Below are 24,155 nucleotides of genomic sequence, written 5' to 3'. Positions count from 1 at the left end.
TTGTCACATCACGCCGGGGACAGGGTAACGTTTTTCATATGGCTGACTCTGATACTCGCACTTACACGTTCGGAACCCTCGTGACCGCCATGGTCACGCCTTTCACGTCCGACGGTGAAGTCGATTACCAGCAGAACGCCGAGCTGGCCAACAAGCTCGTCGACGACGGCAACGACGCCCTCGTTATTTCCGGCACCACGGGGGAGACCTCCACGCTGGAAGACGACGAGAAGGAAAAACTTTTCCGCGTGATCGTGGAGGCCGTCGGGGACCGGGCCAAGGTCATCGCCGGAACCGGCACCAACCACACCTCGCACTCGATTGAAATGGCAAAGCGCGCCGCCAAAGCCGGAGCACACGGCCAGCTGATCGTCACCCCGTATTACAACAAGCCCAGCCAGGCCGGCATCCAGGCGCACATCGAAGCCGTGGCGGACGCCGCCGATCTCCCCGTGATGGTCTATGACATTCCCGGCCGTTCCTGCGTGCCGATCCTGCCCGAAACCATGATCCGGCTCGCGGACCACCCCAACATTGTGGCCCTCAAGGACGCCAAGGCCGATTTCGCCGCCATCACCCGGGTCCTCGCGAACACTGACCTGGACGTCTACTCGGGCGACGACGGACTGACCCTGCCGTGGATGGCAGCGGGCGCCGTCGGGCTCGTGAGCGTCTCCGCGCATGTCGCGTCGCGGCGGTTCCGCGCCATGATCGATGCCGCACTTGCGGGCGACTTCGCCACCGCCCGCACCATACATTTCGAACTGGACCCCATGGTCCGTGCAGTGATGACCCATATTCAGGGTGCTGTTGCTGCGAAGCAAGTTCTTAAGTGGCAGGGAGTCCTGCCCAACTCGGTTGTCCGTTTGCCCCTCGTGGAGCCGGACGACGCTGAGATCGAAACCATCCGCGAGGACTTGGCGGAAGCCGGAATGGTCTTTTCCTGATCAGGTGTTTCAACTGACGAGGAGAGACCAGGCCGGTAACCGCCTGGAAAGTAGTGCATTGTGACCCAAACCGCCCTTCCCGGCCTTGTTACGCCGCCGAAACTGCTCAAGGACACCCTGCGGATCGTTCCGCTCGGTGGCCTGGGGGAGATCGGCCGCAACATGACCGTTTTCGAAATCGACGGCAAGCTGCTCATTGTCGACTGCGGCGTCCTCTTCCCGGAGGAAACCCAGCCCGGCGTCGACCTGATCCTGCCCGATTTCTCCTACATCCAGAACCGTCTCGATGACATCGTCGCCGTCGTTCTGACCCACGGCCACGAGGACCACATCGGGGCCGTTCCGTACCTGCTGCGCCTGCGCGCGGACATTCCCCTGGTGGGTTCCCGGCTGACGCTGGCCCTCATCGAGGCGAAGCTGCTGGAGCACCGGATCAAGCCGGTCACCCAGACCGTCACCGAGGGACAGGTGCAGAAGTTCGGTCCGTTCGAATGCGAATTCGTGGCCGTCAACCACTCGATCCCTGACGCCCTCGCCGTGTTCCTCCGGACCTCCGGCGGCACCGTGCTGCACACCGGCGACTTCAAGATGGACCAGCTGCCGCTGGACGGCCGGATCACCGACCTCCGCCACTTCGCCAAGCTCGGCGAAGAAGGCGTGGACCTGTTCATGTCGGACTCCACGAACGCCGACGTGCCGGGCTTCACCACCGCCGAGAAGGAAATCGGACCCACCCTGGACCGGCTCTTCGGCCAGGCCTCCAAGCGGCTGATCGTCGCGTCCTTCTCCTCGCACGTGCACCGCGTCCAGCAGGTCCTCGACGCCGCCGCCAACCACAACCGCAAGGTGGCCTTCGTCGGCCGCTCGATGGTCCGCAACATGGCCATCGCCGAGAAGCTCGGCTACCTCGACGTGCCCCCGGGCATCCTGGTCGACATCAAGAACATCGACAACCTGCCGGACAACCGCGTCGTGCTGATGTCCACCGGCTCCCAGGGTGAGCCGATGGCGGCCCTGTCCCGCATGGCCAACGGTGACCACCGCGTCGTGGTCGGCCAGGGCGATACGGTCATCCTCGCGTCCAGCCTCATCCCGGGCAACGAGAACGCCGTGTTCCGCATTATCAACGGCCTGCTCAAGCTCGGCGCCGACGTCATCCACAAGGGCAATGCCAAGGTGCACGTCTCCGGCCACGCCGCCGCCGGCGAGCTCCTGTACTGCTACAACATCCTGGAGCCGCTCAACGCGATGCCGGTGCACGGCGAGACGCGCCACCTGATCGCCAACGGCAAGATTGCCCTGGAGTCCGGCGTCCCCGAGGAAAGCATCCTCCTCGCGGACAACGGCACCGTCATCGACCTTCGGGACCACCAGGCCGACATCGTCGGCCAGGTCGAGGTCGGTTTCGTGTACGTCGACGGCTCCAGTGTCGGCGAAGTCACGGAAGCGGACCTGAAGGACCGCCAGACGCTCGGCGATGAGGGCTTCATCTCCATCATCACGGTGATCCACCGCGCCACCGGCAAGGTTGTCTCCGGCCCCGAGATCCACGCCCGCGGCGTGGCCGAGGACGACTCCGTCTTCGACGAGATCATCCCCAAGATCAACGCCGCCCTTGAAGAAGCCGTGCTCAACCGCTCGGACCACACCACGCACCAGCTGCAGCAGGTTGTCCGCCGCGTGGTCGGCACCTGGGTCAACCGCAAGCTCCGCCGCAAGCCCCTGATCATCCCGGTGGTCCTGGAGGCCTAAGCCCTGGAGGCCCAAGCGCCTTCCTTCGCACCACGACGGCCTTCCCGGCCTGCCGCAGGCTCCTGCCCGCGGCGGACCGGGAGGGCCGTTTTGCGTGCCCGGCCGGCAACATGGTCCCCGCGGAGCCCCGGAAATCCGCGGTTTTCGGCCCGGAGTCGGGTACCGTAGCGGGTATGGCGACACGTACTTCCTCCGCGCCTAGAGGAAACCCCAGCGGTAAATCAGGCAGCTCTTCGGCTCGGGGCTCCGGCCCGGCTGCGTCCAAAACCAGCAGGAGCGGCGGTACCGCGCGGACCCGCCAACTGGCCGCCGTCGAACCCAAACAGCCCTGGCTGGTCCGGGTTGTGGCGGGCGCCTGGCTGGGCGTTGCACACGTCATCGGGGCGGGAATCCGCCGGATCGGCTACGACGTCAGTGACCTCGCCCCCGAGGACCGCCGCGACGGCGCAGCCCTGTTCAACCTCGCTCTCGGAGTCTTTGTCGCCACCTTCGCCTGGTGGGGTTTCCAGGGCTGGTTCCCGGACATGGTCTATGGAATCGTCAACGGCACCTTCGGCTGGATGTCGCTGCTGCTGCCGCTGATGCTGTTTGTCTGCGCCTTCCGGCTGTTCCGCCAGCCCGTCGATGGCCGGGGCAACAACCGGATCGGGATCGGCTTCCTGATCATGACCTTCGCCGGCACCGGCCTGGCCCACGTCATCGGCGGGGAACCGACCGTCGCCGAGGGATTCGACGGACTCCGCCAGGCCGGCGGCATGCTCGGCTACCTCGCCGCTGCCCCGCTCGCTGCCATCCATCCCGCCGTCCCGCTGGCCGTGTACGGCCTGCTCGCCTTCACGTCGCTGCTGATCGTCACTGCCACGCCGTTCGGCGCCATCCCGGGCCGGCTGCGGGGCGCCTACGAGCACCTCATGGGCATCGACCTGCAGGACAACGAAGCAGACAGCGATGGCCATGACCGCAGCTACCTGTACGAAAGCGACGCCCCGGCCCCGGCCAAAAAGAAGCGACGGCGCCTGTTCGGCAAGGACCAGGACGAGGACGCCGCACTCGAGGGCTACGTCGGCGACGAGGCTTTCGAACGGGCCCTCATTGCCGATGAGGAAGCCGAAGCCGCCCGATCCGCCGGTGGCGCCAAACCCGGCTCCAAACCGGGCTCCAAATCCGTCGCCCCCGGCGTGCGCCGCCCCACCCAGGCCGAGATCGCCGTCGAGAAGATCAAGGCGGCCCAGGGCCTGGGGACTGCCGCCGGCAGCGCCGCCGGACCGGCGGGCGAGCACGCCACCGAAGCGATCCCGCTCGTCACCCCGGGGATGGTGGCCGCCGGTTCGCTGAACCCGGCAGCCCCCGCGCCGGGTGCCGCCGCCGTGGCCGCCGCCGCGAAGGTTCCCTCCAACCCCGTGGCCCCGGCGCCGCTGCCCACCCCGATTCCGCAGCGCACCGAACAGCTCTCGCTCGCCGGCGACGTGACCTATACGCTGCCGCCGTCGGACGTGCTGACGCCGGGGTCCATCCCCAAGGAACGCACCGAGGCCAACGACGCGATTGTCGCCTCGCTGACCGAAACCCTGAACCAGTTCAACGTCGATGCCCAGGTCACCGGTTTCAGCCGCGGCCCCACGGTCACCCGCTATGAGATCGAACTTTCGCCGGGCACCAAGGTGGAGCGCGTCACCGCGCTGTCCAAGAACATCTCCTACGCCGTCGCCAGTTCCGATGTGCGCATCCTGAGCCCCATCCCGGGCAAGTCGGCCATCGGCATCGAAATCCCCAACACGGACCGCGAGACCGTGTCCCTCGGTGACGTGCTCCGCAGCCAGAACGCGCGCCGCACCGACCACCCGATGGTCATGGGGGTCGGCAAGGACGTCGAGGGCGGCTACGTCGTCGCGAACCTCGCCAAGATGCCGCACCTGCTCGTGGCGGGAGCCACCGGCGCCGGCAAGTCCTCCTTCGTGAACTCGATGATCACCTCCATCCTGATGCGCGCCACGCCCGACGAGGTCCGCATGGTCATGGTGGACCCCAAGCGCGTGGAACTCACCGCCTACGAGGGTGTCCCGCACCTGATCACCCCGATCATCACCAACCCCAAAAAGGCTGCCGAAGCCCTGCAGTGGGTGGTCCGCGAGATGGACGCCCGCTACGACGACCTCGCCAACTACGGCTTCAAGCACATCGACGACTTCAACAAGGCTGTCCGCGCCGGCAAGGTGCACCCGCCCGAGGGGTCCAAGCGGGTCATCCGGCCGTACCCCTATCTCCTGGTGATCGTCGACGAACTCGCCGACCTGATGATGGTCGCCCCCCGCGACGTCGAGGACTCGATCGTCCGCATCACCCAGCTGGCCCGTGCCGCGGGCATCCACCTGGTGCTCGCCACCCAGCGGCCCTCGGTCGACGTCGTCACCGGCCTGATCAAGGCCAACGTGCCCTCGCGGATGGCGTTCGCCACCTCCTCGGTCACCGACTCCCGCGTTGTCCTGGACCAGCCGGGCGCGGAGAAGCTGATCGGCCAGGGCGACGCGCTCTTCCTGCCGATGGGCGCCTCCAAGGCCATGCGTGTCCAGGGCGCCTGGGTCACCGAATCCGAAATCCACAAGGTGGTCGAGCACGTCAAGGGCCAGCTCAAAGCCGTCTACCGCGACGACGTCGCCCCGGAGGCGCCGAAGAAGCAGATCGACGACGACATCGGCGACGACCTCGAGGTCCTGCTGCAGGCCACCGAGCTCGTGGTCACGACCCAGTTCGGGTCCACCTCGATGCTGCAGCGCAAACTCCGCGTCGGCTTCGCGAAGGCCGGACGGCTCATGGACCTGCTCGAGTCCCGCGGTGTGGTGGGCCCCTCCGAGGGCTCCAAGGCCCGCGACGTCCTGGTCAAACCCGATGACCTGGCGACGGTTCTCGCAGCCATGAAGGGCATGGAAGTGCCCGCCATCGCCGATTCCCAGACCGCAGCGCTGAGCGAGAACGCCAATGCGAACGTCGCCCAGGGCGGGTACGCGGAGGACCTCGTCGCCGCCGACCTGGACCGGCGGACCCAGACCACGGAGTATTACGACGGCGCCGACGGGGGCTCCGGAGGCTCCGCCGATGATGAGGACGGTTCCGAGGACGCCTGGTCGCTCACCGGACGGTAGCCTAGGAAGGTGACTAGCGCCGAAGCAAACAGCCCCGGATCCGCGTCCCGGATCTGGAACCTGCCCAACATCCTGACGATGCTGCGGATTGTGATGGTGCCGTTCTTCGTCTGGTTCCTCCTGCTTGACGCACCGGGGCTGGTCGCCCAGAACGGCGTCTGGCGCTGGATTGCCGCGGCCACCTTCGCCGTCGCGATCTACACGGACAAGCTCGACGGCGACATCGCCCGCAGCCGCGGCCTGATCACCGACTTCGGCAAGATCGCGGACCCGATCGCGGACAAACTGCTGATCGGCTCCGCCCTGGTGATGCTCTCGCTGCTGGGGGAGCTGCCGTGGTGGGTCACCATCCTGATCCTCGTCCGTGAGTGGGGCGTCACCGCTCTGCGCTTCTTCGTCATCCGCTACGGGGTGATCCCGGCCTCGCGCGGCGGGAAACTCAAGACCGTCATCCAGACCGTGGCCATCTTCCTGTACATCCTCCCGCTGGCTTCGATGGCGCCGTGGCTCGGCGTCGTGGCTTTCGCGGTCATGATGGTAGCCCTGGCCATCACGGTCTGGACCGGCGGCGAATACGTCATCGAGGCCCTCAAGCTGCGCGCCAGCGGCATCCGGGCGCAGCAACAAAAACTCCAGGAGGGCAAGCCATGACCAATCCCCACCGCACGATCAACCTGCATCACCTGGCACAAGAGGCTGTCACCGGGGCGATCGGCCGCGGCCTGACCGTCGCCACGGCCGAATCCCTCACCGCCGGCATGGTCGCGGCCGTGCTGGCAGAGCATCCCGGCGCGTCCGGGATGCTCCAGGGCGGTGTCGTGTCCTACCAGAACTCGGTCAAGGCCGAAGTGCTCGGAGTGCCCCGGGAACTGCTGGACACCGTCGGAGCCGTCGATGGCCAGGTCGCCGAGGCCATGGCCGAGGGCGCCCGCAGGGTCTGCGGCTCCGACATCGGCGTCTCCACGACCGGCGTCGCCGGTCCCGAACCGCACGGCGGCAAGGACGTGGGCTCCGTCTATATCGGCGTCGCCACCGCGGAGGGCTCGACGTCGTTCGGGTACAGCTTCGAGGGCAACCGGCCGGACATCCGCGGCCAGGCCTGCGCCGCGGCGCTGGAACGCCTGCTGGAGGCCTTGGCCTCCGCAAGCTACCGGGCGTAAAGTTGCCGGGAACAAAACTTGATTCCCAATAGTTGTTACATTGTGTCGCTTCCGAATAAGGGAGGCGCCTAGGATGAAAGCATCATCAGTGTCCGCTTTGACCAGCGGGCTCGACACAAAGAGGGAGCAAGGCGATACAGATGGTAAAGCAGCCCGTATCCGTTAACGGCGTTGTCCGCTGGAAGGATGTGGGCCTCGCCGATCAGGCTAAGAGCGAACAGAAGGAGCGCAAGATGGTTGTACTTCGTCACGAAATCGGTGATGTACTGCGCGATGTCCGCCAACGCCAAGGCCGTACCCTCCGCGAAGTCTCGCACAGTGCCCGCGTTTCACTGGGCTACCTGAGTGAAGTGGAACGCGGCCAGAAGGAAGCCTCCTCGGAGCTGCTCTCCTCGATCTGCTCGGCCCTCGATGTTCCGCTCTCCAGCATGCTCCGCGAGGTCAGCGACCGCGTCGCCGTCGCCGAGGGAGTTGCGGTTCCGGACACTGTCCCGCAGGATTTTGCCCAGCGCTACGGCCGTGACCTGGACCGTGAGCTCAACTCCGACCTCAACGAGGAATTGGCCAAGGGCCTCCTGTCCGGGGCACGCTAGCCCCGACACCCACCACTCGACAAAAGACCCCGGCGGTGTGCCGGGGTCTTTTGCGTGCGCTGTCTGCCTGCCCGGCGGCTGCCTGCCCGGCGGCTCTAGAGTGGCCGTCCGGGGGCGGACGGCCGGTCTATTGGGGTTCGTCCCGCGGGAAGCCGTCACGCTCATAGGTGGCGTTGAGTTTGGCGATGTAGCTGGACAGGGTCTGCAGTTCCTCCAGCGGCCACTCGCCAAGCCGCTCGCGGAACACCTCGCGCCGCGCGTCCTGCACCTCGTGCATCCGCTCTTCGCCCGTGGGCGTCAGACGGATGATCTGCGCGCGGCCGTCGAGCGGGTCAGCTTCCTTGGAGACCAGGCCGAGGCGTTCCAGGAAAGCGATCTGCCGGCTGACCGAGGGCTTCCCGACCCCGATGCTGGAGGCCAGCTCGGTCAGCCGCATGGCGCCCTGCTTGCGGATGACCGACAGCAGACCGTACGCCGCCGGTTCCAGGTCCGGGTGAACCTGGCGGGAGAGGTGGTGTGAGATGGAACGGGCGCGCCGCCAGAGCAGACTCAGCTGGTGCTCGACGGCGGTCAGTGCCGTTCCGGTCGAATCGTCAGGGCCGCCGGTGATCCCAGGGCCTTCGGCGGGGTTGCTCATGGCAACCATTCTAGAGTCCTCCCGTACCGTGAGAGACTCGAAGGGTGCGAATCAGTGACTTTTGGCGCCTAATGGACGACGAATTCGGGGCAGGGTACTCGCGGGTCCTCAGCAGCTCCCTGGTCCTGGCGGGAGTAGGCGGCCGGACCGCGGAGCAGGCCTTAGGCGCCGGGATACCACCCCGGCAGGTGTGGCTCGCGCTGTGCGAGGTCCAGGATGTTCCGCCCGAACGGCGGCTGGGCCGCGACGTCAAACCCCGCTGATCCCCGAGCTCCGGAAGCGGCTCCGGCAGGCGCCGTTCCGGGACAGTGCCGGCAGACCGCACCTGACACGCCGCACTCATTGTTCGAATATCTGTTCGGGTAGGACTATGCTTTTTTTAGAGCTTTTTCCACATACGCGGGGCAAGCAGGCAACTCTGTCGGTGGGTGCCAGTAGCTTCAGTAATGACCGAAGAACCGATCAGGATTCCTGATCACAACGACTGATCACGAACACCGATCACCAACACTGATCACGAACACGACACAGGGCCGGAACGGCCACTCCACAGCGAGAAAGTATTAGAGGTGTGAACCATGGCCGCAGCCCCGGATCGCCAGAAAGCGCTTGATGCAGCGCTGGCCCAGATTGACAAGCAGTTCGGCAAAGGCTCGGTCATGCGCCTTGGTGACGAAGTCCGCGCGCCCATCGAGGTCATTCCGACCGGGTCCATCGCACTGGATGTCGCCCTGGGAATTGGCGGGCTGCCGCGCGGCCGGGTCGTGGAAATCTATGGTCCGGAATCCTCCGGTAAAACCACGGTGGCGCTGCATGCGGTCGCCAACGCCCAGCGCCTCGGAGGCATCGCAGCCTTCATCGACGCCGAGCACGCCCTCGATCCCGAATACGCCGCCAAGCTGGGCGTCGACACGGACGCCCTCCTGGTCTCCCAGCCGGACACCGGCGAGCAGGCCCTGGAAATCATGGACATGCTGATCGGCTCGGGCTCCCTTGACGTCATCGTCATCGACTCCGTGGCAGCCCTCGTTCCCCGCGCGGAAATCGAAGGCGACATGGGCGACAGCCACGTGGGCCTGCAGGCCCGCCTGATGAGCCAGGCGCTGCGTAAGATCACCGGCCGCCTGAGCCAGACCAAGACCACGGCCATCTTCATCAACCAGTTGCGCGAAAAGATCGGCGTCTTCTTCGGCTCCCCGGAAACCACCACCGGTGGTAAGGCCCTGAAGTTCTACGCCTCGATCCGCATCGACGTCCGCCGGATCCAGACCCTCAAGGAGGGCGCGGACTCCGTCGGCAACCGCACCAAGGCGAAAATCGTCAAGAACAAGATGGCCCCGCCCTTTAAGATCGCCGAATTCGACATCATCTACGGCCAGGGTATCTCCCGCGAGGGCGGCATCATCGACATGGGTGTCGAGCACGGCCTGATCAAGAAGTCGGGCTCCTGGTTCACCTACGACGGCGACCAGCTGGGCCAGGGCATGGAGAACTCCCGCCGGTTCCTGCGCGACAACCCGGAACTGGCTGCCGAGCTGGAACGGCTCATCAAGGAAAAGCTCGGCGTCGGCGTGAAGGCCCCCGCTGAGACCGAAGCATCACCGAAGCTGAAGGCCGTTGACGGCTTCTAACGGCCGACGGCGCAAAGGGGCAGGATTCCCACCCGGGACTCCTGCCCCCGGCTTTGCCGGCGGCGCCCTGGCCGGGGACGGGACACGCCGCACGGGTTCTTCCGCCGGGCCGGACCCTGACGCGGACCCCGCGGCTGTTGCGCGTGCCATTGTCCTTCGGCAACTGACGAACTCGCCCAAGAGCCGGCTGCAGCTCGCCCGCAAACTGGCCGAGCGCAACGTCCCGGACGACGTCGCCGAGGCTGTGTTGGACCGCTTCGAGGAAGTGAAGCTTATTGACGACGCCGACTTCGCCGAGATGTGGGTGCGGTCCCGTTCGCAGAGCCGCAAACTCGCCAAAGGCGCCCTCCGGCGGGAGCTTACCGAAAAGGGCATCGACACGGACACCGCGTCGCTCGCCCTGGAACAGCTCAGCGACGAGGACGAGGAAGCCGCGGCCCGCGAACTGGTCCAGCGGAAGCTCCGGGGCGTGACCGGTTTCGAGGACCGCGCCGAGCGGGACAAAACCACGCGCCGGCTCGCTTCCATGCTCGCCCGCAAGGGGTACCAGCCAGCCCAGGCCTTCCGGATCGTGGGCGACGTCCTCGACGAAGCCGTGACCGGTTCGGATGCAGGGCCCGACGCTGATTTCTGAGGACGCTCCGGCAGCGTGCCGACCCGGTACCCTTAACAGGTGAGTTTGACCATTCCCTCCCCAGCAGCCGGCACCACCCCTTCCACGGACGCCTCGGCTTCCCCTGGCGCGGAGGCGCAGCCCTCCACCCCGCAGCCCCGCACCTACCAGGTGCGGACTTTCGGCTGCCAGATGAACGTGCACGACTCAGAGCGCATGTCCGGGATGCTCGAAGCCGCCGGCTACGTCCCCGCCGCCGGGGAACTGGCCGACGTCGTGGTCTTCAACACCTGTGCGGTGCGGGAAAACGCAGACAACAAGCTCTATGGCAACCTGGGCATCCTGGCCCCGGTCAAGGCCGCCAACCCTGGAATGCAGATCGCCGTCGGCGGCTGCCTGGCGCAGAAGGACCGCGACACCATCCTGAGGAAGGCACCCTGGGTGGACGCCGTCTTCGGCACCCACAACGTCGGCGCACTGCCGGCCCTGCTGGAACGCGCCCGCCACAACAACGAGGCGCAGCTCGAAATCCTGGAGTCCCTCGACGTCTTCCCCTCCACCCTGCCGACCAAGCGTGACTCGGTCTATTCCGGCTGGGTGTCGATCTCCGTCGGCTGCAACAACACCTGCACCTTCTGCATCGTCCCGGCCCTGCGCGGCAAGGAAAAGGACCGCCGCCCCGGCGACATTCTGGCCGAGATCGAGGCCCTCGTCGCCGACGGCGCGATCGAAGTAACCCTGCTGGGCCAAAACGTGAACTCGTACGGCGTTGAATTCGGCGACCGGCAGGCCTTCTCCAAATTGCTCCGCGCCTGCGGTGACATCGCCGGCCTGGAACGCGTCCGGTTCACGAGCCCGCACCCCGCCGCCTTCACCGACGACGTCATCGACGCCATGGCCGAGACCCCCAACGTCATGCCGCAGCTGCACATGCCCCTGCAGTCAGGCTCGGACAAGGTCCTCAAGGACATGAAGCGCTCGTACCGTTCGACCAAGTTCCTGGGCATCCTGGACAAGGTCCGCGAGAAGATCCCGCACGCCGCCATCTCGACGGACATCATCGTCGGGTTCCCCGGTGAAACCGAGGAGGACTTCCAGGCCACGCTCGACGTCGTGGAGAAGTCCCGCTTCGCCACCGCCTTCACTTTCCAGTACTCCAAACGGCCGGGCACTCCCGCCGCCGGGCTCCCGGACCAGCTCCCCAAGGCAGTGGTGCAGGAACGCTTCGAACGCCTCACCGCCCTGCAGGACAGGATCGCCGCCGAGGAGAACGCCCGCCAGCTCGGCCGGCGTGTAGAGGTCATGGTCACGGCCCAGTCCGGGCGCAAAGCCGGGGAAACCCACCGGCTCTCCGGGCGGTCCCAGGACCAGCGCCTGGTCCACTTCTCCGTGCCGGCCGGCGCCGAGACGCCCCGCCCCGGCGACCTCGTCACCGTGAGAATTACCGAGGCCGCGGCGTTCCACCTCGTGGCCGACCCGGCGTCAGCCGAGGACTACAGCCTTCGCCGCTCCCGGGCGGGCGACGCCTGGGACAGGTCCCAGGCGGACTCCTGCGGCGCGCCCGTTCCGGCATCCGGCACCGGCACCACGGGCGTGTCCCTGGGCATGCCCGCCCTTCCCGTCCGCGGCCGCTAAGGCCGTGGCCGATCGGCAGGACGCCCCCGCGGGCAAAGCGCAGGCCACGGAGGCCGGTGCAATCCAGGCCGGTGCGGTCCGGACTACGGATACGCCGCCGGTGATCGCAGTCGTCGGGCCGACCGGCTCCGGCAAGTCCGATCTCGCCGTCTCGCTGGCACTGGAGCTTGACGGCGAGGTCATCAACGCTGACTCCATGCAGTTCTACCGCGGCATGGACATCGGCACCGCCAAGATCACCGTGGCCGAGCGCAGGGGAGTGCCGCACCACCTCCTGGACATCCTGGACGTGACCGAGGAAGCGAGCGTCTCGGAGTTCCAGCAGCAGGCCCGTGCGGTTATTGCCGACATCCACGCCCGCGGCAAACGCGCCATCCTGGCCGGAGGCTCCGGGCTCTACGTCCGCGCCGCCCTGGACGTGCTGGAATTCCCGGGCACGGATCCGGCCATCCGGCGCCGGCTCGAGGCGGAGCTGGAAGCTGGTGGAGCGGCGCCGCTGCGGGCGCGGCTGGAAGTCGTGGACCCGGTCTCCGCCGGCCGGCTTGGCGATGCGCGCCGGATCATCCGCGCCCTCGAGGTGTTCGAGCTGACCGGAAGACCCTTCAGCTCTTTTATGCCCACCCGCGAGTACGTCCAGCCCGCGGTGCAGATCGGGCTCGACGTGGACCGCGGCCAGCTCCGGGAACGGCTCGCCCGCCGGGTCCACACCATGGTCGAAAGCGGGCTGCTCGAAGAAGTCCGGACGCTCGACGCCGCCGGACTCCGGCTAGGCCGGACGGCACCGCGGGCCCTCGGCTATGCCCAGTTCCTCAGGGTCCTCGACGGGGAATCCGACGCAGCCCAGGCTGCGGAGGCAACCATCGTCGCGACCCGGCAGTTCGCCCGCCGCCAGCTGACCTGGTTCCGGGCCGACCCCCGGATCCATTGGCTCGACTGGCAGGACCCGGACCTCGTGGCCAAGGCCGCAGCCCGCACCGTCCCCGGCTGAACGTCCCGCGTCAGGCGCGTGGTTTGCCAGGCCGGTTTGCTGGCGGCCCGAGCCGGAACGGTAACCTTGGAGCATGGACGAAACCCTGGCCGTGGCCGCTGATCGCAACTCCACCGGTGACACTGCAGCCCTGACCGGTCTCAAATTTTCCAAGGGCCACGGCACGGGCAACGACTTTGTGCTCCTGGCCGACCCCAACGGCACCCTGGCAGTGACACCGGAGCAGGTCGCAGCGCTCTGTGACCGGCACCGCGGAATCGGCGGCGACGGACTGATCCGTGCCGTCCCGTCCCGGCTGCTCGCCGAGGGCCAGGAGCTGCTGACGCTGAATCCGGACGCCGAGTGGTTCATGGACTACCGCAACGGCGACGGCTCACTTTCCGAGATGTGCGGCAACGGCGTCCGTGTCTTTGTGCACTTCCTGATCACCGAGGGCCTGGTCGAGCTGCCCGCCGGCGAATCGCTGACCATCGGCACCCGGGGCGGCGCCAAAACGATCGTACGCACCGCCGCCGGCTACGCCGTCGACATGGGTCCCTGGGAGTTCATCTTCCCGGGCGAGGCCACCGCACGGGCCATGGATTCGCTGGTCAGCGCCACGGGACTCGAGGTCGCACGGCCGGCCCTGTCCGTCAGCATGGGAAACCCGCACACCGTCGTGGCGCTGGCCGAACTGGCCGAACTGGAAGCCACGCAGCTGTTTACCGCACCCCACGTCGACCCGACGCCGCCCCACGGCACCAATGTCGAGTTCGTCGTCCCCTCCGAGCCGCTGGTCCACGACGGCGTCGGAACCATCACCATGCGCGTTCATGAACGGGGCGTGGGGGAAACCCAGTCCTGCGGCACCGGGGCCTGCGCAGCCGCCGTCGCGATCCGCCACTGGGCCGGCCAGAGTGCCCCGGACGTGTGGAACGTCCACGTCCCTGGCGGCGTCGTCGGGGTGAAGTTCTTCCTCGGCGCGGAGGGCCACGAGCACGTCGAGCTCAGCGGCCCCGCGGTGATCGTCGCTACTGGGACGCTTTCCTGACCCGAAGGATGCGGAACGACTTCGAGGTGCTCTCGCGCGTCACCGTGAAGCTGCTGTCCAGCTCGGCCGCCAGCCAGCGCTGCAGGGAATCGGATCCCAGGTTCTTCTGCACCACCAGCCACGCGGAGCCGCCGGGCGCCAGCCGCGGCAGCCACAGCAGCAGCAGCGCATGGAGTTCGTCCTTGCCGATCCGGATGGGCGGGTTGGACCAGATCGTGTCGAAGCGGAGCCCGGGGTCGACGGCGTCGGGTGTGCTGGCCGTGACATTGCCCAGTCCCAGCAGTGCGGCATTTTCGTTGGTCAGGCTCACGCACCGTTCGTTGACGTCCACGGCGTAGACCCGGGCGTGCGGTGCCCGCAGGGCCAGGGTCAGGGCGATCGGACCCCAGCCGCAGCCGATGTCCAGCAGCGTTCCCTGCGGGGCCGGGGCGGGTGCCTCGGCCAGCAGCACGGCCGTGCCCTTGTCGATCCCGTCCGGGCTGAAGATGCCCGAGGACGTCTGCAGGTGCCGGGTCTCACCGGCAAGCTCCACGGTCAGTGGCTTGCGGGTGAAGGGCCCGGCCGGCTGGGCGCTGAAATAGTGTGCAGACTCCATAACTGCCCAGATTAGTTGGCGCCCGGCCCGTAGGCGAAACCGCGGCGGGCGGACGGGGGCAACCGGAGGGTCTGCTAGTCTTAAAGACATGTTCCTGAACTCCAAGTAGCCGGCACGGGTTAAATCCCGCCCCCGCAGCGACGCAGGTAGTAACCTTCCGCTCAGTGCGCCACCCCGCGATGAACCTGAAAAGGACCCAGCCGCTGGCGCCCGATCCACTTGGAGTTTGGCGGTGCTCATGGAGCCCGGCCAAGCGGACAGACCTCCCTTCTCAAGGCCACACCACGCCGGTTCCATTCCCCCCTTCTCACCGCTCCCTCGCGGAGCCCACCCTTGCCCCGGCACCGCTGCCGCGGGCATTCCAGGAGGCCGCTTTGACGAATAGTCGTCAGCCCAGCGCGAATACCGCCCCAGACAGCACCGATCGGCACTATTCTGAAACTGCCGAACCTCTAAAGGAGACCATGACCAGTCAGCCCAACACCGGACCCGATTCAGCAGCCCAGGACATGAGTCCTGCGGAAATCCAGGCTGTCATCGACCGGATCCTTTCCAAGGACACCCCTGCCCGGAAGGCGGCCCCGGCTGCCGGCGAGCCCACCTCGGTGCTCGGCAAGGCGCAGGCGATCTCCCGGCAGGACGAGGAGCACAGCAACTACGACGGTGACCAGCAGGACCTCGAGGAACGGCACGCGCTGCGCCGTACCGCCGGTCTGTCCACGGAACTCGAAGACGTCACCGAAGTCGAATACCGGCAGCTGCGGCTCGAGCGGGTCGTGCTGGCCGGCCTCTGGACCGAAGGCACCCTGGCCGACGCCGAGAACTCGCTCCGCGAACTCGCCGCTCTCGCCGAGACGGCCGGCTCGGAGGTCCTCGACGGGATTGTGCAGCGCCGCGCCAAGCCCGACCCCGGAACCTTCCTCGGCTCCGGCAAGGCCCAGGAACTCAAGGACATTGTGATGTCCACCGGCGCAGACACCGTCGTCGTCGACGCCGAACTGGCACCGTCCCAGCGCCGCAGCCTGGAAGACATCGTCAAGGTCAAGGTCATCGACCGCACGGCCCTGATTCTGGACATTTTTGCGCAGCACGCCAAAAGCCGCGAGGGCAAGGCCCAGGTGGAACTGGCCCAGCTCGAATACCTGCTCCCGCGCCTGCGCGGCTGGGGTGACTCGATGTCCCGCCAGGCCGGTGGCCAGGTGGGCGGTGCCGGCGCCGGCATGGGTTCGCGAGGTCCCGGTGAAACCAAGATCGAGCTGGACCGCCGCCGGATCCGCACCCGGATGGCCAAACTGCGGCGTGAAATCGCCGCGATGAAGCCGGCCCGGGAGACCAAGCGCGCCAACCGCCGCCGGAATTCCGTGCCGTCCGTAGCGATCGCCGGGTACACCAACGCCGGCAAGTCCTCGCTGCTGAACCGGCTGACCGACGCCGGTGTGCTGGTGGAGAACGCCCTGTTCGCCACGCTGGACCCGACGGTCCGCAAGGCCGAGACCTCGGACGGGCTGGGCTACACCCTGGCCGATACCGTGGGCTTCGTCCGGTCGCTGCCCACCCAGCTCGTGGAGGCTTTCCGCTCCACCCTGGAGGAAGTCGCCGACGCGGACCTGATCCTGCACGTCGTGGATGTCTCCCACCCGGATCCGGAGGGACAGATCGCCGCGGTCCGCAAAGTCTTCAGCGAAGTCGATGCCCGCAAGGTGCCGGAAATCATCGTCCTGAACAAGGCCGACGCCGCCGATCCCTTCGTGATCGAACGGCTCAAGCAGCGCGAACCGCGCCACGTGGTGGTGTCGGCACGCACGGGCGAAGGCATCCCGGAACTGCTCAAAGCGATCAGCGAAGGCATCCCGCGGCCCAGCGTGAAGCTGGAACTCATGATCCCGTACAACCGCGGGGACCTGCTCTCCAAGCTGCACGAGACCGACGCCGAGATCCTCAGCCTCGACCACGAGGAAGCGGGCACCCGCGCCGTCGTGATGGTGCGCGAAGGATTCGCCGCTGAACTGGATTCGTTCATCAGCAATGACTAAGGCAGCGGTGACCGGGACGGACACAGGCCCGGGCGGCGAGGCGGGGGCGGACCCCGCGGGGACCGAAGCCGCCGGAACACCTTCGGCAGGAACCGGCGGCGGGGCGGGCGGGGAGTTCGTCATCGAACTGCTCGACCGTGCCGTGTCCGGCATGGGCGGCCAGAGCCGCGACGGCCAGCACGAGATGGCCCGGCAGGTGGCGCACGCGATCGACAGCGGCGACCACCTGCTGGTCCAGGCCGGCACCGGAACGGGCAAGTCCCTCGCGTACCTGATCCCGCTGATCGCCCATTCGCTCGTCAGCGACAAACCCACCCTGGTCTCCACCGCCACCCTCGCCCTGCAGACCCAGATCGTCGGCCGCGACCTGCCCCGGCTGCTCAAGACCATCACCCCGGCGCTGGACCGGCCCGTCAAGGTCGCCCTCGTCAAGGGCCGCTCCAACTACGTGTGCCGCCACAAGCTCGAGGGCGGTTTCCCCTCCGAAGAGCCCTCCGAAGGCCAGCTCTTCTCGCTCGGCGAGGACACCTCGGTGCCGCATTTCGCCGCGGGGATGGGCGGCCCGTCGTCCCAGCTCGGCAAGGAAGTCGTCCGGCTGCGCGAATGGGCCGAGGACACCGCGACGGGGGACCGGGACGAACTCCTGCCCGGCGTCACGGACCGCGCCTGGCGGCAGGTGTCCGTCACCTCCATGGAGTGCCTCGGCGCGCAGAAGTGCCCCCTGGCGGCCGAATGCTTCAGCGAACTGGCCCGCCAGAACGCCGCAGATGCCGACGTCGTCGTCACCAACCACGCCATGTTGGCCGTCAGCGCCTTCGAGGGCCTGGCGGTCCTGCCCGAATACGACGTGGTGGTGGTGGACGAAGCCCACGAACTCCAGGACCGGGTGACGGGTGCCGTGTCCGGCCAGCTCTCCGTCGCGATGGTGCACGCGGCCGCGTCCGGAGCCCGGAAGCACACCGGCATCACCGTGGACGCACTGAACAATGCCGCCTCCAACCTCGAACTTGCCATTGAAGGGGTCCCCAGCGGACTGATGCCCAACGGCCTCAACAGCGAACAACTCGACTGCGTGGACCAGCTGCGGGACGCCTGCCGCGCGGCGCTCTCGGACTCCAAGGGGGACAGCGCCACCACGGCCGACGGCGGCCGCCAGCTCGCGCGCTCCCGACTCATGGTGATCCTGGAGCTCTGCGAACGGCTGCTCGCCGCCCGCGAAAACCGCGAAGTGGTCTGGTTTTCCCGCAACAGCACCTTCGACCCGCAGCAGGGCTACTCCCAGCCGGACGAGTCCGCTCCGGCCCTGATCAACATCGCCCCGCTCAGCGTCGCCGGACGGCTCCGCGAGGGCCTGTTCGCGGACCACACCGTCATCCTGACCTCGGCGACGCTGGCGATCGGATCCGCCTTCGAACCCGCCGCCGGCGGCCTGGGCCTGGTCGGACCGGGAGCCCCGAGCTGGACCGGGGTCGACGTCGGCTCGCCCTTCGAATACCCGAAACAGGGCATCCTCTACGTTGCCAAGCACCTGCCCAAACCCGGCCGCGGCATGTCCCCGGAGGCCCTCGACGAGCTCGAGAAGCTGATCCGGGCCTCCGGCGGCGGGGCCCTGTGCCTGTTCTCCTCCCGGCGCGCCGCCGAGGAGGCCGCTGAAGCCCTGCGCCCGCGGCTGGACATGAGCATCCTCTGCCAGGGGGATTCGACCATGACCGCGCTGGTGAAACAGTTCGCCGACGAACCCGACACCTGCCTCTTTGGCACCATGTCGCTGTGGCAGGGTGTCGACGTGCCAGGAACCTCCTGCCGCCTCGTGGTGATCGACCGGATACCGTTCCCGCGGCCCGACGATCCGCTGATGACAGCACGGTCCCGTGCGGTGGCCCAGGCCGGCGGCAACGGGTTTATGAGCGTTTCCGCCACCCACGCCGCCATCCGCCTGGCCCAGGGTGCCGGCCGGCTGATCCGTACGACGACGGACAGGGGAGTGGTGGCCGTGCTGGACTCGCGGCTCTCCACCGAGCGCTACGGGGGATTCCTCCGCGCCGCCCTGCCGCCGTTCTGGCCGACCACCGACCCCGCGATCGCCTACGCAGCCCTGGCACGGCTCGCAAAGGAATCCGGGCAGCCCGCCACGTAGTCCGCAGGAACGCGAGGGGCCCCGTCCAATGCCGAAGGGGCCCTTTTCGCTGCTCTTGACGTGCCGGTCCTGGGCGGTCCTAGAGGGAGCGCAGCACCGAGACGACTTTGCCCATGATGACGGCGTGATCGCCGAGGATGGGCTCGTACTGGGTGTTCTGCGGCAGCAGCCAAGTGTGGCCGTCGCGCTGGCGGAACGTCTTGACCGTCGCCTCGTCGTCCAGCAGCGCGGCGACGATGTCACCGTTGATGGCGTCGCCCTGCCGGCGCACCACCACCCAGTCACCGTCGCAGATGGCGGCGTCGATCATCGAATCCCCCGCGACTTTAAGCATAAAGAGTTCGCCGTGGCCCACCAGCTGGCGCGGCAAGGGCATCACGTCCTCGACGACCTGGTCGGCCAGGATCGGCCCGCCTGCGGCAATGCGGCCCACCAGCGGCACCATGGCGGTGTCGGTGGCGCTGGCCAGCTCTGACACCGACAATCCGCCGACCGTGCGCAGTCCGCCGGACTTCTCCACCCCTGAAATCTTCGTGGTTCCCTCGTCGAGGGTCAGCGGCATCAGCACTTCCATGGCCCGGGGGCGCTTGGGGTCACGCCGCAGGTAGCCAAGTTTCTCCAGTTGCGAGAGCTGGTGGGTGACGCTGGAGAGGCTGGCCAGGCCAACGGTGTCACCAATCTCGCGCATGGAGGGCGGATAGCCGTTGTCCGTGACGGAGCGCTGGATGGTTTCCAGGATCTTCTTTTGCCGGACGGTGAGGCTCTTGGGTGGCCGGGCCGCCTGCGGGCTCCGTTGCTGGGTGGCCCTGCCGCCAGTGGCTGGTGCTGCCATGTTCGCCAACGCCTTTCCGTTCGGCCCGGCCGCCGTGGCTGCGGCTGCCGGGAACTGCCGGCCTGAAATGTCAGACCCTGCTGATCAACTGCAGAAGTGGTTGTTCTGTAGCTCAAACGTAGGCCAGCCACACAGCTTTTTCAAACATTTGTTCTAGCGAGTCTCGACATTGTTCGTTGGTAAGTGCTAAAACAGAACATGCAGGATTCGAATATGTGTTCTATTCATTCGCAGTTTGAGGATGGATCACTGTTCGGACACAGCATGACGTTCGGTTCTTTGTTCGAAGGTTAGGCCGGTTGGCGGCAAGTACGTGGAGTACGCCGGGCGGCACAGTATGGTCCAGGAGGGCTCAGTTCATGTCAGCATCAAGCGCGTTTCACGACACTTTCGGCCGCGACGCATTCGGCAACTACGGCCGCCCCGACGGCGGTGCGTCCGCCGGCCAGCAGGGCGGGTTTGGCCAGCGGGGCTCCATCGCCCGGCACGTCCCGGCCGGCGGGAACAGTGCAGGCCGCGGGCCGCGGGTCAAGCAGGCGCCGCTGCGGCTCACCCGGCGGGGGCGCTTTGTCTTCATCGGGGTGCCGCTGATTCTGCTGGCTGCGCTCATTCTGTCCTTCAGCGGTTTCCTTAACGCCCCGGCCAAGGCGGCAGAGTCCGCTGCCGGCCTGTCGTTGACTCCCACCGTCACCGTGACGGTGCAGCCCGGTGAGTCACTCTGGGCCATCGCCGAGACCGTGGCGCCGGAGCGCGACCCCCGTGACGTCGTCACCGATATCATCCAGCTGAACAACCTGGATGCCGCCCGTGTCGTGCCGGGCCAGGCACTCTTTATTCCGTCCAAGTAACACCCCGGATCCGTCACAGTTTCAGGGCCCGCCGCGATCTCACTTAAACTGGTGCAGTGACTGACCAGCTAGAGCGCCTGAACCGACTTCCCCTCCGGACCAACCTGCGCGGCCTGACGCCGTACGGCGCGCCGCAGCTGGACGTCCCCATCCTGCTCAACGTCAACGAAAACACCCATGGTGTCCCGGCCGACGTGCGGGCCGCGATTTCCGAGGCCGTTACGATTGCCGCAGCCGGCTTGAACCGCTATCCGGACCGCGAATTCACGGAACTGCGCGAAGCCCTCGCGGAATACCTCGGCCACGGACTGGGCGCGGACAACATCTGGGCCGCAAATGGTTCCAACGAGGTTCTCCAGCAGATCCTCCAGGCCTTCGGCGGCCCGGGGCGCACCGCCCTCGGCTTCCCTCCCACGTATTCCATGTACCCGCTGCTGGCCTCCGGTACCGACACCGGCTACATCGTCGGGGCCCGCGCCGATGACTACGGACTCAGCGCCGAATCGGCCGCCCGCCAGGTCCGCGAACTCCAGCCGAACATCGTCTTCCTGTGTTCCCCGAACAACCCCACCGGCACCGGGCTTGGCCTGGACGTCGTGGAGGCCGTCTATGAGGCCGGCGAAGCCAGCCAGACCATCGTGATTGTCGACGAGGCGTACCACGAGTTCGCCCACGACGGCACGCCGAGCGCGCTCACGCTGCTGCCCGGCCGGGAACGGCTGATCGTCTCGCGCACCATGAGCAAGGCCTTCGCCCTTGCCGGCGCCCGTGTTGGCTACATGGCGGCGGCGCCCGAGGTGACGGACGCCCTGCGCCTGGTCCGGCTCCCGTACCACCTTTCGGCCATCACCCAGGCGGCAGCCCTGGCCGCCCTGCACCACCGGGTCGCACTGATGGCCGACGTCGAGGACATCAAGCGCCAGCGGGACAGGATCGTGTCCGAACTGCAGCGGATGGGCCTCAAGCCGGCCGCCTCCGACTCGAACTACGTCTTCTTCGGCGGTCTGGACAACCCGCACGAGGTCTGGCAGGGCCTGCTTGACGCCGGTGTGCTGATCCGCGATGTTGGCATTCCCGGGCACCTGCGCGTCACCGCCGGGACTGAGACGGAAACCACAGCCTTCCTCGAAGCGCTCGAGCGGATCCTGGCCGGCCGCGCAGTGCAGCCAGCCTAGACTTAACCCAGGACATCCACCCTGCCCTGTTCGCCGGGCACCGTCGTCATCCAAAGGACACCCACATGAGCAACACCGGATCAACCGCTGCCGAGGGCCGGACCGCACGCATGGAGCGGACCACCAGCGAGTCATCCGTGCTGGTCGAGATCAACCTGGACGGCACCGGGGTCTCTGATATCAGCACCTCGGTTCCGTTCTACGACCACATGTTGACGGCGCTGAGCAAGCACTCCCTGATCGATATGACGGTCAAGGCCACCGGCGATACGCACATTGATGTCCACCACACGGTCGAGGACGTTGCCATCACCTTCGGCGAAGTCCTGCGCACCGCGCTGGGGAACAAAGCCGGGATCCGCCGCTTCGGGGAAGCCACGGTGCCCCTCGACGAGGCCCTCGCGCAGGCTGTCGTCGACGTCTCCGGCCGCCCCTACCTCGTGCACGGTGGCGAGCCTGCCGGCCAGGAGTACCACCTGATCGGCGGACACTTCACCGGGTCCCTGACCCGCCACGTCTTCGAGGCGATCACCCTGCACGCCGGAATCTGCCTGCACATGAACGTCACAGCGGGCCGGGATCCGCACCACATCGTCGAGGCCCAGTTCAAGGCCTTCGCCCGCGCCCTGCGCGCCGCCATCGAACCGGATCCCCGGGTCGAGGGCATCCCGTCGACCAAGGGCGCGCTGTGACCGGCAAGGTGCTGAAGGACGGCGCCATCATCAACCCCGACGCCGGCAGGAAGCCGGTGTCGGCCGAGGGCAAGCCCACCGTCACGGTCCTCGATTATGGTTCCGGCAACGTCCGGTCCGCCGTGCGCGCCCTCGAACGCGCCGGCGCCGAGGTGATCCTCAGTTCCAAGCCGGAGGATGTGCTCAACGCCGACGGGCTCGTGGTCCCCGGCGTCGGGGCGTTCGAAACGGTGATGCGTGAGCTCAAAGCCGTTGATGCCATCCGCATGATCGGCCGCCGCGTCGCCGGCGGACGCCCCGTGCTGGCCATCTGCGTGGGCCTCCAGGTACTCTTCGAAGCCGGCGTCGAGCACGGCACCGAAGCCGAAGGCATGGGGGAGTGGCCCGGAAAGGTCGAACTCCTTCCGGCCGACGTCGTGCCGCACATGGGCTGGAACACCGTGTCCGTGCCGGCCGGCTCCAAGCTCTTTGCCGGGGTCGAAAACGAGCGTTTCTACTTCGTGCACTCCTACGGGGTCCAGCAGTGGGACTTCGATGTTATCCAGCCGCGGATGACGGCGCCGCTTGTCACCTGGTCGGAGCATGGTGCCCCCTTCATCGCGGCCGTGGAAAACGGCCCGCTGTGCGCCACGCAGTTCCACCCGGAGAAGTCCGGCGACGCCGGTGGACGCCTGCTGCGCAACTGGGTGGAAGGCCTGCGGGACCGTTCAGGGACCGCGGCGGCCCCCGCCCCGGAAGCCGGGACCGCCTAGATGTGGTCGATCGTGCTGATGGGGCTCGCCGGCCTGCTGGTCGGCGGAGCGCTGTCCTTCCGCCAGCAAAAGAGCCCGCGCTGGGTCCAGGCCGTGTTCTACGTCCTGGCCGGGATGGCGCTGCTCGCCGCCTACCTCCTGACCTTGTCCGCCTGACGCCCGCGGCGCCCCGACCACCTGCCGACCCTGAAAACTGAGGATCCACGATGACCACCGAAACCCCGCTGCCCGTGCTGGAGCTGCTCCCCGCCGTCGACGTCGTCAACGGCCAGGCGGTCCGCCTCGTCCAGGGCGAGGCCGGCAGCGAAACGAGCTACGGCACCCCCCTGGAAGCCGCGCTGAACTGGCAGCAGCAGGGGGCGGAGTGGGTCCACCTCGTCGACCTCGACGCCGCCTTCGGCCGGGGCTCCAACGCCGAACTGCTCCGCGAAGTGGTCGGCCGGCTCGACATCAAGGTGGAGCTCTCCGGGGGCCTGCGCGACGACGAGTCGCTCGAGCAGGCCCTGGAGCTCGGCGTCGCCCGCGTGAACCTCGGCACCGCGGCACTGGAAAACCCGGAGTGGACTGCCCGGGTGATTGAGCGCTTCGGCGACAGGATCGCCGTCGGGCTGGATGTCCGCGGCACCACGCTGGCTGGCCGCGGCTGGACCAAGGAGGGCGGTGACCTCTGGGACGTCCTGGGACGCCTCGAAGAGGCAGGCTGCGCCCGCTACGTCGTCACCGACGTCACCAAGGACGGCACCCTGCAGGGACCCAACGTCGAACTGCTGCGCCAGATGGTGGAGAAGACCGGCAAGCCGGTGGTCGCCTCCGGCGGAATCTCCAGCCTGGATGACCTCAGGGTCTTGCGTTCCCTCGTGCCGCTCGGCGTCGAGGGCGCCATCGTCGGCAAGGCCCTCTACAACGGAAACTTCACGCTGCCGGAGGCCCTCGACGTCGCCGGCCGGCGGTAGGTAAGTCCGCAG

23 protein-coding genes are annotated in these 24,155 nt (G+C 67.5%); 20 read left to right on the top strand and 3 right to left on the bottom strand.

What is annotated here, in order from left to right:
- The first annotated feature begins 38 nt into the window (after nucleotides 1-38).
- The 6 genes from dapA (at nucleotide 39) to ABIB29_RS15800 (ending at nucleotide 7,592) form a co-directional block, all read left to right on the top strand.
- Nucleotides 39-947 (top strand): 4-hydroxy-tetrahydrodipicolinate synthase, encoded by a 909-nt coding sequence (gene dapA / locus ABIB29_RS15825; protein WP_354173758.1) that lies wholly within the window; start codon nucleotides 39-41, stop codon nucleotides 945-947.
- Nucleotides 948-1,007: 60 nt separating this feature from the next.
- A complete protein-coding gene (locus ABIB29_RS15820; protein WP_354173757.1) occupies nucleotides 1,008-2,699 on the top strand; it encodes a ribonuclease J in 1,692 nt (563 codons plus the stop codon).
- A 173-nt stretch (nucleotides 2,700-2,872) separates the two neighbouring features.
- A complete protein-coding gene (locus ABIB29_RS15815) occupies nucleotides 2,873-5,839 on the top strand; it encodes an FtsK/SpoIIIE family DNA translocase (protein WP_354173756.1) in 2,967 nt (988 codons plus the stop codon).
- Nucleotides 5,840-5,848: 9 nt separating this feature from the next.
- A complete protein-coding gene (gene pgsA / locus ABIB29_RS15810; protein ID WP_354173755.1) occupies nucleotides 5,849-6,490 on the top strand; it encodes a CDP-diacylglycerol--glycerol-3-phosphate 3-phosphatidyltransferase in 642 nt (213 codons plus the stop codon).
- Nucleotides 6,487-6,999 carry a CinA family protein gene (locus ABIB29_RS15805; protein WP_354173754.1) on the top strand — a complete coding sequence of 171 codons (513 nt, stop codon included), beginning with the start codon at nucleotides 6,487-6,489 and terminating at the stop codon, nucleotides 6,997-6,999. Before pgsA ends, ABIB29_RS15805 begins: the two co-directional genes overlap by 4 nt.
- Before the next feature lie 140 nt (nucleotides 7,000-7,139).
- Entirely contained in the window at nucleotides 7,140-7,592 is a 453-nt protein-coding gene (locus ABIB29_RS15800; RefSeq protein ID WP_354173753.1) for a helix-turn-helix domain-containing protein, read from the top strand.
- Between the two features lie 127 nt (nucleotides 7,593-7,719).
- On the opposite strand, the gene ABIB29_RS15795 is transcribed toward ABIB29_RS15800, so the two are convergent.
- Nucleotides 7,720-8,229: a MarR family winged helix-turn-helix transcriptional regulator gene (locus ABIB29_RS15795; protein WP_354173752.1), complete on the bottom strand. Its 510-nt coding sequence runs from the start codon at nucleotides 8,227-8,229 to the stop codon at nucleotides 7,720-7,722.
- A gap of 44 nt (nucleotides 8,230-8,273) precedes the next feature.
- Here ABIB29_RS15795 and ABIB29_RS15790 point away from each other — a divergent pair, with 44 nt between their 5' ends.
- From ABIB29_RS15790 to dapF, 6 genes are all read left to right on the top strand, one after another.
- Nucleotides 8,274-8,492, top strand: coding sequence for a DUF3046 domain-containing protein (locus ABIB29_RS15790; protein WP_354173751.1), 219 nt, complete (start codon nucleotides 8,274-8,276; stop codon nucleotides 8,490-8,492).
- A gap of 315 nt (nucleotides 8,493-8,807) precedes the next feature.
- Nucleotides 8,808-9,860 (top strand): recombinase RecA, encoded by a 1,053-nt coding sequence (gene recA, locus ABIB29_RS15785; RefSeq protein WP_224049150.1) that lies wholly within the window; start codon nucleotides 8,808-8,810, stop codon nucleotides 9,858-9,860.
- A 148-nt stretch (nucleotides 9,861-10,008) separates the two neighbouring features.
- Entirely contained in the window at nucleotides 10,009-10,494 is a 486-nt protein-coding gene (locus tag ABIB29_RS15780) for a regulatory protein RecX (protein ID WP_354173868.1), read from the top strand.
- A gap of 39 nt (nucleotides 10,495-10,533) precedes the next feature.
- The gene (gene miaB, locus ABIB29_RS15775; RefSeq protein WP_354173750.1) at nucleotides 10,534-12,108 is read left to right on the top strand and encodes a tRNA (N6-isopentenyl adenosine(37)-C2)-methylthiotransferase MiaB; all 1,575 of its coding nucleotides are present in this window, start codon (nucleotides 10,534-10,536) and stop codon (nucleotides 12,106-12,108) included.
- Nucleotides 12,109-12,169: 61 nt separating this feature from the next.
- The gene (gene miaA, locus ABIB29_RS15770; protein ID WP_354173867.1) at nucleotides 12,170-13,096 is read left to right on the top strand and encodes a tRNA (adenosine(37)-N6)-dimethylallyltransferase MiaA; all 927 of its coding nucleotides are present in this window, start codon (nucleotides 12,170-12,172) and stop codon (nucleotides 13,094-13,096) included.
- 73 nt (nucleotides 13,097-13,169) lie between these two features.
- Nucleotides 13,170-14,126 carry a diaminopimelate epimerase gene (gene dapF / locus ABIB29_RS15765; RefSeq protein WP_354173749.1) on the top strand — a complete coding sequence of 319 codons (957 nt, stop codon included), beginning with the start codon at nucleotides 13,170-13,172 and terminating at the stop codon, nucleotides 14,124-14,126.
- Here dapF and ABIB29_RS15760 read toward each other — a convergent pair.
- A complete protein-coding gene (locus tag ABIB29_RS15760; protein WP_354173748.1) occupies nucleotides 14,107-14,721 on the bottom strand; it encodes a class I SAM-dependent methyltransferase in 615 nt (204 codons plus the stop codon). The genes dapF and ABIB29_RS15760 overlap by 20 nt on opposite strands.
- A 464-nt stretch (nucleotides 14,722-15,185) precedes the next feature.
- Here ABIB29_RS15760 and hflX point away from each other — a divergent pair, with 464 nt between their 5' ends.
- Nucleotides 15,186-16,754, top strand: coding sequence for a GTPase HflX (hflX, locus tag ABIB29_RS15755; RefSeq protein ID WP_354173747.1), 1,569 nt, complete (start codon nucleotides 15,186-15,188; stop codon nucleotides 16,752-16,754).
- Nucleotides 16,747-18,891: an ATP-dependent DNA helicase gene (locus ABIB29_RS15750; protein ID WP_354173746.1), complete on the top strand. Its 2,145-nt coding sequence runs from the start codon at nucleotides 16,747-16,749 to the stop codon at nucleotides 18,889-18,891. Before hflX ends, ABIB29_RS15750 begins: the two co-directional genes overlap by 8 nt.
- A gap of 79 nt (nucleotides 18,892-18,970) precedes the next feature.
- Here the strand turns inward: ABIB29_RS15750 and lexA are convergent, their stop codons facing one another.
- Nucleotides 18,971-19,723 (bottom strand): transcriptional repressor LexA, encoded by a 753-nt coding sequence (gene lexA, locus ABIB29_RS15745; protein ID WP_354173745.1) that lies wholly within the window; start codon nucleotides 19,721-19,723, stop codon nucleotides 18,971-18,973.
- A 359-nt stretch (nucleotides 19,724-20,082) separates the two neighbouring features.
- Between lexA and ABIB29_RS15740 the strand changes: the two genes are divergently transcribed.
- The 6 genes from ABIB29_RS15740 to priA all read left to right on the top strand — a co-directional run bounded on the left by ABIB29_RS15740 (nucleotide 20,083) and on the right by priA (nucleotide 24,143).
- On the top strand, nucleotides 20,083-20,571 hold the full coding sequence (locus ABIB29_RS15740; protein WP_354173744.1) for a LysM peptidoglycan-binding domain-containing protein: 489 nt from the start codon (nucleotides 20,083-20,085) through the stop codon (nucleotides 20,569-20,571).
- A 56-nt stretch (nucleotides 20,572-20,627) separates the two neighbouring features.
- Complete coding sequence (locus ABIB29_RS15735) at nucleotides 20,628-21,746, top strand: histidinol-phosphate transaminase (protein WP_354173743.1); 1,119 nt, start codon at nucleotides 20,628-20,630, stop codon at nucleotides 21,744-21,746.
- 65 nt (nucleotides 21,747-21,811) lie between these two features.
- Nucleotides 21,812-22,438 carry an imidazoleglycerol-phosphate dehydratase HisB gene (hisB, locus tag ABIB29_RS15730; RefSeq protein WP_354173742.1) on the top strand — a complete coding sequence of 209 codons (627 nt, stop codon included), beginning with the start codon at nucleotides 21,812-21,814 and terminating at the stop codon, nucleotides 22,436-22,438.
- Nucleotides 22,435-23,190, top strand: a complete 756-nt coding sequence (gene hisH, locus ABIB29_RS15725; protein ID WP_354173741.1) for an imidazole glycerol phosphate synthase subunit HisH — start codon at nucleotides 22,435-22,437, stop codon at nucleotides 23,188-23,190. Before hisB ends, hisH begins: the two co-directional genes overlap by 4 nt.
- Nucleotides 23,191-23,346: a CG2302 family histidine operon protein gene (locus tag ABIB29_RS15720; RefSeq protein ID WP_354173740.1), complete on the top strand. Its 156-nt coding sequence runs from the start codon at nucleotides 23,191-23,193 to the stop codon at nucleotides 23,344-23,346.
- A 50-nt stretch (nucleotides 23,347-23,396) separates the two neighbouring features.
- Nucleotides 23,397-24,143, top strand: a complete 747-nt coding sequence (gene priA, locus ABIB29_RS15715) for a bifunctional 1-(5-phosphoribosyl)-5-((5-phosphoribosylamino)methylideneamino)imidazole-4-carboxamide isomerase/phosphoribosylanthranilate isomerase PriA (RefSeq protein ID WP_354173739.1) — start codon at nucleotides 23,397-23,399, stop codon at nucleotides 24,141-24,143.
- The last annotated feature ends 12 nt before the right edge of the window (nucleotides 24,144-24,155 follow it).

Origin of the sequence: Arthrobacter sp. UYEF36 (genome assembly GCF_040547025.1) — a bacterium.
In the GTDB taxonomy this organism is placed as follows: Bacteria; Actinomycetota; Actinomycetes; order Actinomycetales; family Micrococcaceae; genus Arthrobacter.
Note: the sequence above shows the minus strand (reverse complement) of the source record. Positions and strands in the feature narration are given on the sequence as shown.

Excerpts from the sequence above, each read along its gene's own strand:
- dapA (WP_354173758.1), top strand. The coding sequence starts at position 39 with ATGGCTGACTCTGATACTCGCACTTACACGTTCGGAACCCTCGTGACC.
- ABIB29_RS15815 (WP_354173756.1), top strand. The coding sequence starts at position 2,873 with ATGGCGACACGTACTTCCTCCGCGCCTAGAGGAAACCCCAGCGGTAAA.
- ABIB29_RS15805 (WP_354173754.1), top strand. The coding sequence starts at position 6,487 with ATGACCAATCCCCACCGCACGATCAACCTGCATCACCTGGCACAAGAG.
- ABIB29_RS15800 (WP_354173753.1), top strand. The coding sequence starts at position 7,140 with ATGGTAAAGCAGCCCGTATCCGTTAACGGCGTTGTCCGCTGGAAGGAT.
- ABIB29_RS15795 (WP_354173752.1), bottom strand. The coding sequence starts at position 8,229 with ATGAGCAACCCCGCCGAAGGCCCTGGGATCACCGGCGGCCCTGACGAT.
- recA (WP_224049150.1), top strand. The coding sequence starts at position 8,808 with ATGGCCGCAGCCCCGGATCGCCAGAAAGCGCTTGATGCAGCGCTGGCC.
- dapF (WP_354173749.1), top strand. The coding sequence starts at position 13,170 with ATGGACGAAACCCTGGCCGTGGCCGCTGATCGCAACTCCACCGGTGAC.
- ABIB29_RS15760 (WP_354173748.1), bottom strand. The coding sequence starts at position 14,721 with ATGGAGTCTGCACACTATTTCAGCGCCCAGCCGGCCGGGCCCTTCACC.
- hflX (WP_354173747.1), top strand. The coding sequence starts at position 15,186 with ATGACCAGTCAGCCCAACACCGGACCCGATTCAGCAGCCCAGGACATG.
- ABIB29_RS15750 (WP_354173746.1), top strand. The coding sequence starts at position 16,747 with ATGACTAAGGCAGCGGTGACCGGGACGGACACAGGCCCGGGCGGCGAG.
- lexA (WP_354173745.1), bottom strand. The coding sequence starts at position 19,723 with ATGGCAGCACCAGCCACTGGCGGCAGGGCCACCCAGCAACGGAGCCCG.
- ABIB29_RS15740 (WP_354173744.1), top strand. The coding sequence starts at position 20,083 with ATGTCAGCATCAAGCGCGTTTCACGACACTTTCGGCCGCGACGCATTC.
- hisB (WP_354173742.1), top strand. The coding sequence starts at position 21,812 with ATGAGCAACACCGGATCAACCGCTGCCGAGGGCCGGACCGCACGCATG.
- ABIB29_RS15720 (WP_354173740.1), top strand. The coding sequence starts at position 23,191 with ATGTGGTCGATCGTGCTGATGGGGCTCGCCGGCCTGCTGGTCGGCGGA.
- priA (WP_354173739.1), top strand. The coding sequence starts at position 23,397 with ATGACCACCGAAACCCCGCTGCCCGTGCTGGAGCTGCTCCCCGCCGTC.